The sequence below is a fragment of the Corynebacterium tuberculostearicum genome, assembly GCF_013408445.1.
In the GTDB taxonomy this organism is placed as follows: Bacteria; Actinomycetota; Actinomycetes; order Mycobacteriales; family Mycobacteriaceae; genus Corynebacterium; species Corynebacterium tuberculostearicum.
Genome location: NZ_JACBZL010000001.1, coordinates 1,504,802 through 1,521,614, shown reverse-complemented (window position 1 = coordinate 1,521,614; position 16,813 = coordinate 1,504,802). Strand labels below are relative to the sequence as shown.

General features: G+C 55.8%; 5 protein-coding genes. 4 read left to right on the top strand and 1 reads right to left on the bottom strand.

Features of this window, described 5'->3' with window-relative positions:
* Positions 1 to 16: 16 nt before the first annotated feature.
* Positions 17 to 850 (bottom strand): hypothetical protein, encoded by an 834-nt coding sequence (locus tag BJ985_RS07130; RefSeq protein ID WP_179387037.1) that lies wholly within the window; start codon positions 848 to 850, stop codon positions 17 to 19.
* Between the two features lie 87 nt (positions 851 to 937).
* On the opposite strand from BJ985_RS07130, the gene BJ985_RS07125 reads away from it, so the two are divergent.
* The 4 genes from BJ985_RS07125 (at position 938) to BJ985_RS07110 (ending at position 16,765) form a co-directional block, all read left to right on the top strand.
* On the top strand, positions 938 to 2,230 hold the full coding sequence (locus BJ985_RS07125) for an adenylosuccinate synthase (protein ID WP_179387036.1): 1,293 nt from the start codon (positions 938 to 940) through the stop codon (positions 2,228 to 2,230).
* Between the two features lie 587 nt (positions 2,231 to 2,817).
* A complete protein-coding gene (locus BJ985_RS07120) occupies positions 2,818 to 10,929 on the top strand; it encodes an Ig-like domain-containing protein (protein ID WP_179387035.1) in 8,112 nt (2,703 codons plus the stop codon).
* Positions 10,930 to 11,209: 280 nt separating this feature from the next.
* Complete coding sequence (locus BJ985_RS07115; RefSeq protein ID WP_179387034.1) at positions 11,210 to 11,533, top strand: malonyl-CoA-ACP transacylase; 324 nt, start codon at positions 11,210 to 11,212, stop codon at positions 11,531 to 11,533.
* 771 nt (positions 11,534 to 12,304) lie between these two features.
* Complete coding sequence (locus BJ985_RS07110) at positions 12,305 to 16,765, top strand: VaFE repeat-containing surface-anchored protein (protein ID WP_179387033.1); 4,461 nt, start codon at positions 12,305 to 12,307, stop codon at positions 16,763 to 16,765.
* Positions 16,766 to 16,813 lie beyond the last annotated feature (48 nt).

The window sequence follows — 16,813 nt, the reverse complement described above, 5'->3', positions numbered from 1 at the left end:
AGGGCGTCGCTTGGGGCTAAGGGCGGACGATCTGGAGGTCACGCAGGTGGCGGTAGAACGTCACGCGGGTCACCGGGCGCTTGTGGGGGACGGAATCGACGATGACGCGCAGCTGTGGGCCGCCGGCCTGGACGGCGCGGCCGGTGCTGACGGATTCGGGGTCGAGCTGGCCGGGCTTGCGCAGGAGCGAGCGCAGGCGGCCCTGCGACTCGACGGGGGAGATGGCGCGGGCGGCGAGGATGCCGGGGGCGTCGGTCATCGGGACGAGGCGTGCGCCAAAGGTTTTGGGGGAAGTGGCGGCTAGGGTGTGGTCGTCGATGATGACTTCGCCGGTGAAAGAGCCATTGGAGGCGTCGGAGATGGTGGCGGAGCCGGCGACGGCGAGGCCGGAGTCATTGCGGATGAGCGGCGCGGGGCGGACCGGGGCCGTGCGTGCGAACTCGAGGGCCTCGGCCGCGTCGGTTGGAAGTCCCCAGTTCTGCGCGGCCGCGGACGTGGTGGAGGCTGCGGTTGAGGGGACGGGGATGAAGGCGACCTCGGCCCAGAGACGGTCGGAGCGCATAAGGCGGGTCAGTACGGCCGAGAGGGCGGCGTCGGAGCCGGCGACGACGATGCGGGCGGGCTCAGCTAAGTGCGGGGCCTGTGGGGCAGGTTCAGGGGCACCGAGGTGGCGGACGTCGGGTTGCGCCGCGATGTCATCGAGCGAGGGAGTGGGGTCTGTGGGAAGGAGGGGGTTGAGGAAGGCGTCGATAAGCGAGAGCTCTTTGCGGGTAGGGATGGGGGAGAGGTCGTGGGCGTCGGCAGGCATGGCCACGCCCGGGGCGCCGCAGCGGAGGAACAAAAAACGCATGCGGACAATGCTACGCGGGCTTTTTGCGCCGGGAAAGTGTAAAGTTGGAGAGTATTTTGGCTTCAATAATGAGGAAGTGACTAAACAATGGCAGCGATCGTCATTGTCGGCGCCCAGTGGGGCGACGAAGGCAAGGGCAAAGCGACCGACATCCTCGGCGGCAAGGTTGACTACGTGGTCAAGCCGAACGGCGGCAATAACGCCGGCCATACCGTCGTGGTAGGCGGCGAAAAATACGAGCTGAAGCTCCTGCCGGCCGGCATTTTGTCCGAGAACGCCACCCCGGTGCTGGGCAATGGCGTGGTAATTAACCTTGAGGCGCTCTTTGATGAGATTGATGGCCTTGAGGCCCGCGGCGCGAACGCCTCGCGCCTGAAGATTTCCGCCAATGCGCACTTGGTGGCGCCGTATCACCAGACCCTGGACCGCGTGCAGGAACGCTTCCTGGGCAAGCGCGCTATCGGCACCACCGGCCGCGGCATTGGCCCGACCTACGCCGATAAGGTCGCGCGCATTGGTATCCGCGTGCAGGACATCTTTGATGAGTCCATCCTGCGCCAGAAGGTGGAATCCGCGCTGGATATCAAGAACCAGATGCTGGTGAAGATGTACAACCGCAAGGCCATCGAGGCCGACCAGATTGTGGAGTACTTCCTGAGCTACCGCGACCGCCTGCGCCCGATGGTTATCGACGCCGAGCTGGAGCTCAACCAAGCCCTCGAAGCTGGCAAGCACGTGCTTATGGAGGGCGGCCAGGCCACCATGCTCGACGTGGACCACGGCACCTACCCGTTCGTGACCTCGTCTAACCCGACCGCCGGTGGTGCTTCCGTGGGCTCCGGCATTGGTCCAACGCGCATCAAGACCTCGCTGGGCATTATCAAGGCCTACACCACCCGCGTGGGTGCCGGCCCGTTCCCCACCGAGCTCTTTGATAAGTGGGGCGAGTACCTGCAGACCACCGGTGGCGAGATTGGTGTGAACACCGGCCGCAAGCGCCGCTGTGGCTGGTATGACTCCGTTGTTGCGCGCTATGCCACCCGCGTCAACGGCTTCACCGATTACTTCTTGACCAAGTTGGACGTTCTCACCGGCATCGGGGAGATTCCGATCTGCGTGGCTTATGACGTCGACGGCAAGCGCTACGACGAGCTGCCGCTTACCCAGTCCGAATTCCACCATGCCGAGCCCATCTTCGAGACCATGCCGGCCTGGGATGAGGACATCACGGAGTGCTCCACCTTTGAGGAGCTGCCGCAGAAGGCCCAGGATTACGTCCTGCGCTTGGAAGAGCTGTCTGGCTGCCGTATCTCCTATATCGGCGTTGGTCCGGGCCGCGATCAGACCATCGTGCGCCACGATGTAATGGAGGACCAGTAAGGCGTAATTCCTACCGCCGTGGTGTGAGAGCCCCGCGCGTAGCTTGTGCTACGTGGCGGGGTTCTTAGTTTTGTTGCCCAATATGTCCTTGTGGGATCCTGCGATTCGCAGAAACTAGAGAGAATTCTTATGGAGCAAGAAATGTCTTTAATTCGGTGCCAATGTAGGTTTTGGCTGAGAGTGATTTAGGAATGAGATAAGCATAAAAATTTGCACTGACCTGCACATTTCTTTGGATGCATACGTTTTGGAAACTTCAACACAGAAGTGTGATAACTCACATTTATCCTAATGATAATACCGATAACATTCTTTCTGCAGCTCAACCGTAATGAAAATTTCGCGATGTTGACGGTGAACCAATTTAAGGAACTTTCAGCCAACAGTACGCTAACCATAATTTCTGAAACCGGCTACTATCACACGTGAGCTGAACGGTAGGTTCTCCCTAATCTCTTACCTCGCTTGGTGGAGCTTACGGTGCTCGCCGCTTCCGGGAGGAAAGAAGCGGAAACATCCTCTTAAATAGTCGCTCCCTACCTCGTGCGACTCAAAGTCTTCGTGTTTTAAGGAAAGGACTTCTTGGTATGAACAAGAAGCACATTATGCGCACGGCCGTACGCCGCCGTGGCACGACTATTGCCGCGGCCGCTCTCTCTGTGGCTCTTGTGGCCCCGTTCGTTCACCCTGTAGTTGCACCGCAAAATGCGGCAGTAGCTGCTGCAGCTGATATCACCGACGCCAATGGCAACTATGTTCCGGCTGCTGCAGGTCGTGTAAATGACAACGGTACCGACGATGGACTGCTCTATGCCGGCCTTGTGCCGGAGTTTGTGGATGCGCAGCAAAATAACCCGCAGTACGTCTTCAAGGTTCCGCATCTAAGGAAGGCGATTTGGAATACCGGTAAGACCCCGGAGGGGGATACGGATGCGAACGGCCAGTACATCCGATTCCGTGATGCGGCCCTCTACTCCCAGATCGCCCGCATTGAGCTGGTGGGTGTGAATGGTGACCAACAGGGTTCATTCACCAAGCGTGATCCGAAGGGCTCTGAGTGGGGACTGAAGTTCGAAAACACTAGGAACTTTCCTGGCGCATCTGGTGTCCCGTATGCTTCTTATATTCAGATCTTCTTGAAGAATGGCAAGAAGATTGAGGATCTTGGCCTTCCGGCAGTGGGTTCGCAGGTTGACTACTACTGGGTCCGTAAGGATGGTCGAATCTTCAATAACTCTGTGCAGCACGTGAACCTCGTTAGCAAGAGTCAGCTTGCGGGGAAGAACGGCATTCCCTCAAGCACTTTCGCGGGCGCGGGAGAGAGTGTGTTCGGCAACAACGGTATCACTAAGCAGCTGAAGTACGACCAGGAGAACGGGTCTATTAAGTCCACCGCCACCGGCACGTTCTCGTTCTTTGATTACTCTGGCAACCGGTACTGGAACTGGATTCTTAACGAGTACATCAGCCCTGATGTAGCGAAACACATTACCGACGTCACGGTCTACAAGTCTGATATGGAAGGCAATCCACTTAAGGGTGCGAAGAAGTGGAAGATGGACTTCGACAAGGAGACAGGGCTCGCGACTACCGCAACTCGCCCCGAACTGTCCTACGTCCCACACGGGACCGACATTGACGCAAAGACTAAGGACCAAGTGTGGGTCAACACGAGCAACATCGTGGGTTTCCCGTCTAACGCCACCGGCAGCTTTACCATCGAGTACCAGCTTGAAGAGGGCGCGGAAAACCTCGCCAATTCCCCGTACGGTAAGCGTATCGACACCACCTCCTGGATCTCGGTGGACTTTACGGACAAGTGGCCTAAGACCCTGCCGAACGACGAAAAGCAAGACGGCGGTGCTGAGCCGACGCTGCTGAGGAACACGCTCAAGTCCGACTTCCTCAACATTGCGGATTCCGATGGGGATGGGCTCACTAACGACTACGAGCGTGAACTTGGTACCGATTCGTCGGCTGTAGATACCGACGGCGATGGTGTTCGCGACGATGTCGAGGTCCTTACCGATGGCACCGATCCGGTAGACGCGAAGTCCTTCAAGCCTGCTGCTCCGCAGCCGGGTGAGAAGGAAGTCCTCCCGAAGATCGAATCTTTGTCGGGCACCATTAAGCGTGAGCAGGATAAGGACACTCAGGGCAAGGACATCCCGCTGCTTGATGTCACGAATGCGGAAGCAGCGCCGGTCAAGATTGTCGCTGTGCCGACTAACAAGCTGAAGGAAGACGAAGACGGCAACCTTAACTATGAGGCTGCTGACGCTATCGACGTTGCATCGCTTGCCGACGCCGCCGCCATCGAAAAGGGCGAGTTCAAATCCGGCAAGCTTAAACTGCAAGACGGTACGGAGTACACCCTCGTTGCGGAGTCCCCGAATGGTGAGCGCACCAAGGGTGGCACGTTCAAGGCCACCAAGGATGCCCCGACCGAAGCAACCGAGACCCCGTCCATCGAGCCGGTAAAGGCTGATGACACCAAGGTCACTGTCACGGCTCCTGCAGGCAGCGAGGTGAAGGTAACCCTGCCGTCTGGTAAGGAAGTCACCGCTACTGAGGATGCGGACAAGCCGGGCATCTTCACTGCAGATATTCCTGCGGGCGAAGAACTCAAGGCCGATGACGAGATTAAGGCCGTGGCAACTGAGGATGGTAAGAAGCCGTCGGAGCCGGCAACCGTAACGGTTGAGGCTGCGGACGCATCTGAGCCGGAGACCCCAACCGACCCTGAGGCCGATAAGACCTACGGCGTTGACTACCCGGCACTGCAGAACCTTGCCGTGGACGGCGAGAACGCCACTGCTACGGCTTCTCCGAAGCTGACTCTCAACGGTGAGCCCGTGGATACCTTGCCTGAGGGATCTAAGTTCACGGCAGATACCACCAACGCCCCTAAGGGTACAGACGTGAGCTTCGATGAGAACGGTGTTGCAACCATCACCGTTCCCAAGCAGGAGCCGGGTGCCCCGGCTCAGGTCTTTGAGCTGCCGGTTACCGCTACTATCGACGGCGAAGAATTCACCGACACCATCGTTGTTCAGGTCCCAGCAGGTGACGAGAAGCCGGCTCCTAAGGATCTGGTCGTTGACAAGATTGAAGGCCAAGAGACCTGGTCCGATGACGCCATTGACCCGATTCAGGTTTCTGCCAAGACCGCTGACGATGCGGAGCTGTCTAACCCCACGTACGAGCTCGTTGGTGCACCTGAGGGAATCACCATCGATGAAAACGGCAAGATCACCGGTACCCCTGCTTATAAGAAAGACACCGCTGACATTGTGACCCAAGACGGCGAGGCCGTCTATAACGTGACCGTCAAGGTCACCGATGGTGACAGCACCGGTACCCAGACCTTCCCGCTCGTGGTCAAGGACGCCTCCGCGGACTCCGATAAGGATGGTCTGACGGACAAGGAAGAAGCCGCAAAGGGTACCGACCCTAAGAAGGCCGACACTGATGGTGATGGTCTGACCGATAAGGAAGAGCTCGACGGCTCCAAGAACAACGGCGAGCCGACCGATCCGACTAATGCCGACAGCGATGATGACGGCGTTAGCGACGGCGACGAGGTAAATAACACTGATGCTGAGGGCAACTCTGCCCCCACTGATCCGAATGATGAGAATGATAAGCCGGCAGGGCCGCAGGTAGCTGTCGACGAGTCCTCCAAGACCCCGGTGGATGCTACCGACGAAGAGCAGTCGACCGGCGTAAAGGTGGAGAACCCGACTGGTAAAACCACGGCGACCGCCAAGGACGAAGACGGTAACGGTGTTCCGGCCAAGATTGATCCGGAAACCGGCGAGATTCTCGTTACCCCGGGTGAGGGCGTTGATGGCCCAATTACCGTAACCGTCAAGGATCCTTCCCTAGACGAACCTGCAAAGGTTGAGGTTCCGGTCAACGACCACGAGAAGGGCCAGGATGACAACAACTCCGAGCCTGCGAAGGACTCTGATGGTGATGGTGTTACTGATGAGCAGGAAGCCAAGGACGGTACCGATCCGAACGAGGCTGATTCCGATGGTGATGGCCTGACCGACGGTGAGGAGAAGCAGCGCGGTACTGATCCGAACAAGGCTGACTCCGATGACGATGGCGTCAATGATGGTGACGAGGTCAAGAATGGCACCGATCCGAAGAACGCTGATTCCGATGGTGATGACCTGACCGACGGCGAGGAGAAGGAGAAGGGTACTGATCCTCTCAAGGCCGATACCGATGGCGATGGTCTGACCGATAAGCAGGAGCTGGATGGTTCCGAGAACGGTAAGTACAACAATGAGCCGACGGATCCGACGAAGGCTGATTCTGATGAGGATGGTCTGACTGACCGTACCGAGATTGAGATCGGTACCAACCCGAATGAGGCCGATACCGACGGTGACGGCGTCAACGATGGTGCCGAGGTCACGGCCGGCACCAACCCGACCGTGAAGGATGAGACTCCTGAAGAGCCTGCCAAGGATTCCGATGGTGACGGTGTTTCCGATGAGCAGGAGGAAGCTGACGGTACTGATCCGAATAAGGCTGACTCTGATGGTGACGGCCTGACCGACGGTGAGGAGAAGGATCGCGGTACCGATCCGAACAAGGCCGATTCCGATGGCGACGGTGTCGATGACGCCCAGGAGATTGAGGACGGCACCGACCCGCTGAAGGCCGATTCTGATGGTGATGGCCTGAATGACGGTGAAGAGAAGGAGAAGGGTACTGATCCTCTTAAGGCTGATACTGATGGTGATGGCCTGAGTGATAAGGAAGAGCTCGACGGTTCTAAGAACACTAAGTACGACAACAAGCCGACGGATCCGACTAAGGCTGATTCCGATGGTGATGGTCTGACTGACCGTACTGAGATTGAGATTGGTACCGACCCGAACGTGGCGGATACCGACGGCGACGGCACCAACGACGGTGACGAGGCCAAGGCCGGCACCAACCCGACGGTGAAGGATGAGACTCCTGAAGAGCCTGCCAAGGACTCCGATGGCGATGGTGTTACCGATGAGCAGGAAGCAGCTGACGGTACTGATCCGAATAAGGTTGACTCCGATGGTGATGGCCTGACCGACGGTGAGGAGAAGGAGCGCGGTACCGATCCGACCAAGGCTGATACCGATGGCGATGGTGTCGAGGATGGCCAGGAGGTTACCGATGGCACTGACCCGCTGAAGGCTGATACCGATGATGATGGCCTGAACGACGGTGAAGAAAAGGAACTTGGCTCTGATCCGACTAAGTCCGATTCTGATGGTGATGGCCTGAGCGACTCTGAGGAAAAGGAGAAGGGCGCCGATCCGACTAAGGCTGACACTGATGGTGATGGTCTGAGTGATAAGGAAGAGCTCGACGGTTCTAAGAACACTAAGTACGACAACAAGCCGACGGATCCGGCTAAGGCGGATTCCGATGGTGATGGCCTGACCGACCGCACCGAGATTGAGATTGGTACCGACCCGAACGTGGCGGATACCGACGGCGACGGCACCAACGACGGTGACGAGGTTAAGGCCGGCACCAGCCCGACCGCTAAGGACGAAGATGGTGCCGAGCAGCCGAAGGTCTCCGTCGAGGGAGCTGACAAGCCAAGCACCGTTGACCCGACGGACGACGAGCAGTCGACCGGCGTAAAGGTGGAGAACCCGACTGGTAAAACCACGGTGACTGCCAAGGACGAAGATGGCAAGGGCATTCCGGCCAAGATTGATCCAGAAACCGGCGAGATTCTTGTTACTCCGGGTGAAGGTGTCGATGGTCCGATTACCGTTACCGTTGAGGATCCATCTTTGGATGAACCGGTAAAGGCTGAGGTTCCAGTTGACGGCCACGAGAAGGGCAAGGACGACAACAACTCCGAGAGCACCGGCGGCACCCCAACCGACCCGACCGATCCAACTGACCCATCTTCTTCTGAGAAGGATTCCGATGGTGATGGTGTCTCCGACGAGCAAGAGACTGAGGACGGTACTGATCCGAATAAGGCTGACTCTGATGGTGATGGCCTGACTGACGGCCAGGAGAAGGAGCACGGTACCGACCCGAACGAAGCGGATACCGATGGCGACGGCGTCAATGATGGTGACGAGGTCAAGGACGGTACTGATCCGAAGAACACCGATTCTGATGGTGATGGCCTGACTGACAGTGAAGAGAAGGAGAAGGGTACTGATCCGCTCAAGGCTGATTCCGATGGTGATGGTCTGACCGATAAGCAGGAGTTGGATGGTTCTGAGAACGGTGAGTACAACAATGAGCCGACGGATCCGACGAAGGCTGATTCCGATGGTGATGGTCTGACTGACCGTACCGAGGTTGAGATTGGTACCAACCCGAATGAAGCGGATACCGATGGCGACGGCGTCAATGATGGCGACGAAGTCAAGGCCGGCACCAACCCAACCGTTGCTGACGAGACCCCTGATGACACAGCCAAGGATTCTGATGGTGATGGTGTCTCCGATGAGCAGGAGGCCGAGGACGGTACTGATCCGAATAAGGCTGACTCCGATGGTGATGGCCTGAGCGACGGCGAAGAAAAGGAGCTCGGTACTGATCCGACGAAGGCTGACTCTGATGGCGACGGCGTCGAGGATGGCCAGGAGGTCGAGAATGGCACCGATCCGCTGAAGGCTGACACCGATGGTGATGGCCTGAACGACGGCGTGGAGAAGGAGAAGGGTACTGATCCTGCCAAGACGGATACCGATGGTGATGGCCTTTCCGATAAGCAGGAGTTGGATGGTTCCGAGAACGGTAAGTACAACAATGAGCCGACGGATCCGACGAAGGCTGACTCCGATGGTGATGGTCTGACTGACCGTACCGAGGTTGAGATTGGTACCAACCCGAATGAGGCCGACACCGATGGTGATGGCGTCAACGATGGCGATGAGGTTAAGGCCGGCACCAACCCGCTCGAGAAGGATGAGACCCCGGACAAGGACAACGGTGAAGAGACCGCCAAGCCTTCTATCGACCCGGTCAACGAGGGTGATAAGGATATTTCCGGTGAGGCTAAGCCTGGCACGGATGTAACTGTCACTGTTGAGGACGAGGACGGTAATAAGAAGTCCGAGTCCAAGGATTCTGCTGGTGATGATGGTAAGTGGACTGTGTCTCCGGAGGAGCCGGTGAAGGAGGGTGACAAGGTTGTTGTCACTGACCAGGATGGCAATAAGGAGACCACCACTGTTGGTTCCAAGACTGACGATGGCTCCGAGACCACCAAGCCTTCTATCGACCCGGTCAACGAGGGTGATAAGGACATCTCTGGTGAGGCTAAGCCTGGCACGGATGTAACTGTCACTGTTGAGGATAAGGACGGTAATAAGAAGTCCGAGTCCAAGGATTCTGCTGGTGATGATGGTAAGTGGACTGTGTCTCCGGAGGAGCCGGTCAAGGAGGGTGACAAGGTTGTTGTCACTGACCAGGATGGCAATAAGGAGACCACTACTGTTGGTTCTAAGGCTGATGATGGCTCCGAGGCGACTAAGCCTTCCATCGACCCGGTCAACGAGGGTGATAAGGATATTTCCGGTGAGGCTAAGCCTGGCACGGATGTAACTGTCACTGTTGAGGACGAGGACGGTAACAAGAAGTCTGAGTCCAAGGATTCTGCTGGTGATGATGGTAAGTGGACTGTGTCTCCGGAGGAGCCGGTCAAGGAGGGTGACAAGGTTATTGTCACTGACCAGGACGGTAATAAGGAGACCACCACTGTCGGTTCCAAGACTGACGATGGCTCCGAGGCGACTAAGCCTTCCATCGACCCGGTCAACGAGGGTGATAAGGATATTTCCGGTGAGGCTAAGCCTGGCACGGATGTGACTGTCACCGTCGAGGATGAGGACGGTAATAAGAAGTCTGAGTCCAAGGACACTGCCGGTGATGATGGTAAGTGGACTGTTGCTCCGGAGGAGCCGGTGAAGGAGGGTGACAAAGTAATTGTCACTGACCAGGATGGCAATAAGGAGACCACCACTGTCGGTTCCAAGACTGATGATGGTGCCACCGCTACCAAGCCTTCCATCGACAAGGTCACCGAAGGTGATAAGGAGATCACCGGTACCGCTAAGCCGGGCACCGAAGTCTCCGTCACTGTGACGGATAAGGACGGCAAGAAGACCACCAAGACCATCACCGCCGATAAGGACGGTAAGTGGTCCGTAACTCCGGGCGTCGACCTGAAGGAAGGCGACAAGGTCACCGTCAAGGACCAGGATGGCAACGAGGAAACCGTGACTGTCGCTGGCCAGGACGCTCCGACCGTACCGGGCGCTCCCGCTCTGCCAGGCCTGTCCTCTGGTTCTTCCCATGTTGATTGGAAGCGCTGTGCCCCAGCTGCCGCTGGTGTGGGCATCCCGCTGCTGTTCCTGTTGCCGATTGGTCTGGCTTCCCAGATGAATATCCCGGGCTTCTCCCCGCTGGTAAAGCAGGTTTCTGCTCAGATTGATGGAATCAACCGACAGCTGGGTGCGCAGAATGCTGCGCTGCAGAAGCAGCTGGGTATCTTCAACGGTCCGCTGGCTCGCCAGGCCAACCAGATCAATGTGATGCTCCAGAAGTCTGAGGCTGGCCGCGTCGGCGGCGGCATTGCACTGGCTGCTGCTGGTGCTCTGGCTCTGGGGCTGGTGGCTAATGCCTGCTCCCCGAACGGTGGTTCTTCCAGCTCCTCCAAGTAGGCAACCAAGGTCCCTATTCCCTAACTAGCTCCCCGTCCCCCTAGGGGAGCTAGCCTTCACCAAGTAAAAAGCGCCCGTGTCCCGTCATTGAGACGGAGCACGGGCGCTGTGGTGTTTCAGCGTCCCTTAATCGCCCACAAGACCATGGCATGGTGAATTAAGGCTTTCCCTGTTGAACGTAACTCGATACTAAGCTAAAGTTAAGTTTGCTTTAAGTGCAGAGAGTTTTCAGCTTTCGCGGGCCCTATTCCCGCGCATTACCACACAGGGAGTTATTTCAATGATCATCAAGCTTGTGAGCGGCCTGCTTGCCACCATTATGGGATTCTTCGGCCTGGGCACCCCGGCACAGGAGGCTGAGCCGGCACCTGAGCAGGAGCAGGTTGCTGTTGCTGAGCAGGGCAACACCGACGACGTGCAGGCTCTTATCGACGCCGCCCATGCCGAAGCCGGCTACGACTTCATCAGCGTCCGCTACGAGGGCAACACCGCCAATATTGCCCTGAACCCGGAGACCTACAACCCGGACAAGGATGGCGATACTTTCGAGGCAGTTTCCCAGCTCCTGCAGGAGAAGGGCTACGAGGTTACTGCCGTTCTCTAAGGCCTAATCTATTCCAGGATCCGCACTGCGGCCTCGGTAAAGCATCCGCTTGCCGACGCCCGTGCGGATTTTTCTTTGCCCAAGTCTCCCTCACTCCCTGTGCGAGACCCCTAAGTGTGATTGTGGCTACCCTGGGCAGAGTTTTTGCTCACATATGCCTTCTTGAAGGTGAATGGCAATAGGGTTAAGGTTTACTGCATGTCTAGTATGTCGAACGTGCGTGCACCTCTATCGAATGATCTCCAGTCACTCCTGTAACACCAACTTTCTATGGATAATTCCGGAATAATGCGATGAAATTGTATGCAACTCGCCCTTCCAAACTTGCACGAGGTTAGATAAAACGCAGCGTATAGAGGTGTTTACATGGGTCTTGTTAAATCTAATCTTAGTATTGGTTAAGCTACCGGTTTGACTCTTTAGTCTTAGAAAGTTCCTAACGGGCGTCGAACATATGTATTTAACACTAGGTTGACCGTAAAAATAAACGCATCTACCTGCGGGTATGAAGTGAGAAATCCTGCATAACGTGCAGTTTTCTGAAGATTTCTGGCTGGCGCCTTAAATTCTCCCATGATACTATTCTGAGAGCACAATAAGAGTTAATCCAGATTCGGGTTCAAAACCCTGATTAACCGCAGTGTGTTCAAGTCTCAATTTCAGGTTCTGCTCAGCGAAAACACTCGCTGTACAGGAAAACGAATGTAAGTATTTGTACCGCTCGAAGAGGAAAGAATGAGTAAATTAAGAAACATATCCCGAGAGGGGTGGATGGTCTTTACCGCAGTGCTCGCTGCAATTGCGGTAATTGCGGCCATGGTCACCGTTCCGGGGGCTAAGGCGGCAGATGGAATATCTGTGGATAATGACCTTGGTGACGAAGGTTTGAAGTCAGAGGGCTACGATTACAGCTGGGGCACCCTGGTGTGGGGTGGTCAGCCCGTAAAGGTTGAGGGGACTAGCTTTGGTCAGACCGGTAACCCCGATAACGATATGGGCTGGGGCTGGTGTATTGACGAGCCGAAGCCGATTCCTAAGGAAGCAAGTGGCCATAGGTTCCAAATTGCGACCGCAGGCAAAGCACCGATCCCGGATTATCCTGAAATTACAGGTGCATCTCAAGAGGATCTCCGGAATGCTGCGATTAATGTAGCCACCAAGCTGAAGCACGCATATCAGGAGGCTAAGGAAGCTGAGTCCAATGGCGATGAAAGTGCTAAGGAATCCGCGAAAGCGGCTGCTTCTAATTACTCCTACTACCTATCGATGCTGATTGGTGACAATGCTTCCGCCAAGATTGCGCGCAAAGCTGCAACGAATCCCCAGCTAAAGGATGTCGACATTGTTGTCGGTTCCTTTTACCATGGCTACAAGGGAAACTTGGACGAGTTTAAGCAGCTAACAGGGTTCGATATTGAGTCCAGTGAGCCGTGGAAGCTGCAAAGGGATCCAGAGGTAGAGGTTCCAAAGGCGCCGGAGGGTGCTTATATCACCATCGTGGGTCCTAATGGAAAGCTTGATGGTAATAAGGGGCTTACCGATGCTCAGCGCGTGTTTACCCCGGACCAGCCTGGTCTGCCGGATACTCCGGACAACGGCGGTGGCTCCGAGGGGTCGAAGAATGCGATTGTTTCTACGAACGCGGACTTCGAGAATAGTTCTCATGAGGTTGTTGCTGGTGCCAAGATTGTGGACAAGGTTTCCTACGAGGGTCTTGTTCCGGGTAAGGAATACTCCCTGGATGCTCAGCTGATTTCCAAGGATGACGGTAAGACCGTTCTGGGTGAGACTCTGGGTCATACCTTCACCCCGGATGAGGCTAAGGGCACTGAGGCTGTCACCATCACCGTGAGCGATAAGGTTACTGAGCCGGTTGAGGCTGCGGTTGCCTTCGAGACGCTGACTTCTAAGGTTGTCAATGACAAGGGTGAGGACACCCCGGATAATGACAAGCCGAACGAGATCGGTGAGCACAAGGACATCGATGATGATGACCAGACTGTGACCAAGAAGAAGAATGCGATTGTTTCTACGAACGCGGACTTTGAGAATGGTTCGAAGGAAGTTGTTGGTGGTGCCAAGATTGTGGACCAGGTTTCCTACGAGGGTCTGGTTCCGGGTAAGGAATATTCTCTTGATGCTCAGCTGATTTCCAAGAAGGACGGTAAGACTGTTCTGGGTGAGACTAAGGGTCACACCTTCACCCCGAAGAGTGCTAATGGCACTGAGTCTGTGATCATCACCGTGGATGAGAAGAAGGTTACTGAGCCGGTTGAGGCTGCGGTTGCTTTCGAGACTCTGACTTCTAAGGTTGTCAATGACAAGGGTGAGGACACCCCGGATAATGACAAGCCGAATTGGATTGGTGAGCACAAGGACATCGATGATGGCTCCCAGACTGTGACCAAGAAGAAGAATGCGATTGTTTCTACGAACGCGGACTTCGAGAATAGTTCTCATGAGGTTGTTGCTGGTGCCAAGATTGTGGACCAGGTTTCCTACGAGGGTCTGGTTCCGGGTAAGGAATACTCCCTGGATGCTCAGCTGATTTCCAAGAAGGACGGTAAGACCGTTCTGGGTGAGACTCTGGGTCATACCTTCACCCCGGATGAGGCTAAGGGCACTGAGGCTGTCACCATCACCGTGAGCGATAAGGTTACTGAGCCGGTTGAGGCTGCGGTTGCGTTTGAGAAGCTGACTTCTAAGGTTGTCAACGACAAGGGTGAGGACACCCCGGATAATGACAAGCCGAACGAGATCGGTGAGCACAAGGACATCGATGATGATGACCAGACTGTGACCAAGAAGAAGAATGCGATTGTTTCTACGAACGCGGACTTTGAGAATGGTTCGAAGGAAGTTGTTGCTGGTGCCAAGATTGTGGACCAGGTTTCCTACGAGGGTCTGGTTCCGGGTAAGGAATACTCCCTGGATGCTCAGCTGATTTCCAAGAAGGACGGTAAGACTGTTCTGGGTGAGACTAAGGGTCACACCTTCACCCCGAAGAGTGCTAATGGCACTGAGTCTGTGATCATCACCGTGGATGAGAAGAAGGTTACTGAGCCGGTTGAGGCTGCGGTTGCTTTCGAGACTCTGACTTCTAAGGTTGTCAATGACAAGGGTGAGGACACCCCGGATAATGACAAGCCGAATTGGATTGGTGAGCACAAGGACATCGATGATGGCTCCCAGACTGTGACCAAGAAGAAGAATGCGATTGTTTCTACGAACGCGGACTTCGAGAATAGTTCTCATGAGGTTGTTGCTGGTGCCAAGATTGTGGACCAGGTTTCCTACGAGGGTCTGGTTCCGGGTAAGGAATACTCCCTGGATGCTCAGCTGATTTCCAAGAAGGACGGTAAGACCGTTCTGGGTGAGACTCTGGGTCATACCTTCACCCCGGATGAGGCTAAGGGCACTGAGGCTGTCACCATCACCGTGAGCGATGATGTGGAGGAGCCTGTTGAGGCTGCGGTTGCGTTTGAGAAGCTGACTTCTAAGGTTGTCAACGACAAGGGTGAGGACACCCCGGATAATGACAAGCCGAACGAGATCGGTGAGCACAAGGACATCGATGATGATGACCAGACTGTGACCAAGAAGAAGAATGCGATTGTTTCTACGAACGCGGACTTTGAGAATGGTTCGAAGGAAGTTGTTGCTGGTGCCAAGATTGTGGACCAGGTTTCCTACGAGGGTCTGGTTCCGGGTAAGGAATACTCCCTGGATGCTCAGCTGATTTCCAAGAAGGACGGTAAGACTGTTCTGGGTGAGACTAAGGGTCACACCTTCACCCCGAAGAGTGCTAATGGCACTGAGTCTGTGATCATCACCGTGGATGAGAAGAAGGTTACTGAGCCGGTTGAGGCTGCGGTTGCTTTCGAGACTCTGACTTCTAAGGTTGTCAATGACAAGGGTGAGGACACCCCGGATAATGACAAGCCGAATTGGATTGGTGAGCACAAGGACATCGATGATGGCTCCCAGACTGTGACCAAGAAGAAGAATGCGATTGTTTCTACGAACGCGGACTTCGAGAATAGTTCTCATGAGGTTGTTGCTGGTGCCAAGATTGTGGACCAGGTTTCCTACGAGGGTCTGGTTCCGGGTAAGGAATACTCCCTGGATGCTCAGCTGATTTCCAAGAAGGACGGTAAGACCGTTCTGGGTGAGACTCTGGGTCATACCTTCACCCCGGATGAGGCTAAGGGCACTGAGGCTGTCACCATCACCGTGAGCGATAAGGTTACTGAGCCGGTTGAGGCTGCGGTTGCCTTCGAGACGCTGACTTCTAAGGTTGTCAACGACAAGGGTGAGGACACCCCTGACAATGACAAGCCGAACGAGATCGGTGAGCACAAGGACATCGATGATGATGACCAGACTGTGACCAAGAAGAAGAATGCGATTGTTTCTACGAACGCGGACTTTGAGAATGGTGCTCATGAGGTTGTTGCTGGTGCCAAGATTGTGGACCAGGTTTCCTATGAGGGTTTGGTTCCGGGTAAGGAATATTCTCTTGATGCTCAGCTGATTTCCAAGGATGACGGTAAGACTGTTCTGGGTGAGACTAAGGGTCATACCTTCACCCCGAAGAGTGCTAATGGCACTGAGTCTGTGATCATCACCGTGGATGAGAAGAAGGTTACTGAGCCGGTTGAGGCTGCGGTTGCTTTCGAGACTCTGACTTCTAAGGTTGTCAATGACAAGGGTGAGGACACCCCGGATAATGACAAGCCGAATTGGATTGGTGAGCACAAGGACATCGATGATGGCTCCCAGACTGTGACCAAGAAGGACGAGGAAACTCCTACCACTGTTCCTGTTCCAGGCGGCGATAAGGAAACCACTGAGCCGACTGAGCCGACGAACCCGACTGAGCCGACTGAGCCGACGAACCCGACTGAGCCGACGAACCCGACTGAGCCGACCAACCCGACTGAGCCGACCAACCCGACTGAGCCGACTGAGCCGACCAACCCGACTGAGCCGACCAACCCGACTGAGCCGACTGAGCCGACCAACCCGACTGAGCCGACTGAGCCGACCAACCCGACTGAGCCGACCAACCCGACTGAGCCGACTGAGCCGACCAACCCGACTGAGCCGACCAACCCGACTGAGCCGACTAACCCGACTGAGCCGACTAACCCGACTGAGCCGACCAACCCGACTGAGCCGACCAACCCGACTGAGCCGACCAACCCGACTGGTGAGAACCCGGGGACCTGACCCCTGTTTGGTGGACACCTGATATCCAGCCCAGTCGGGCTGGAAGAA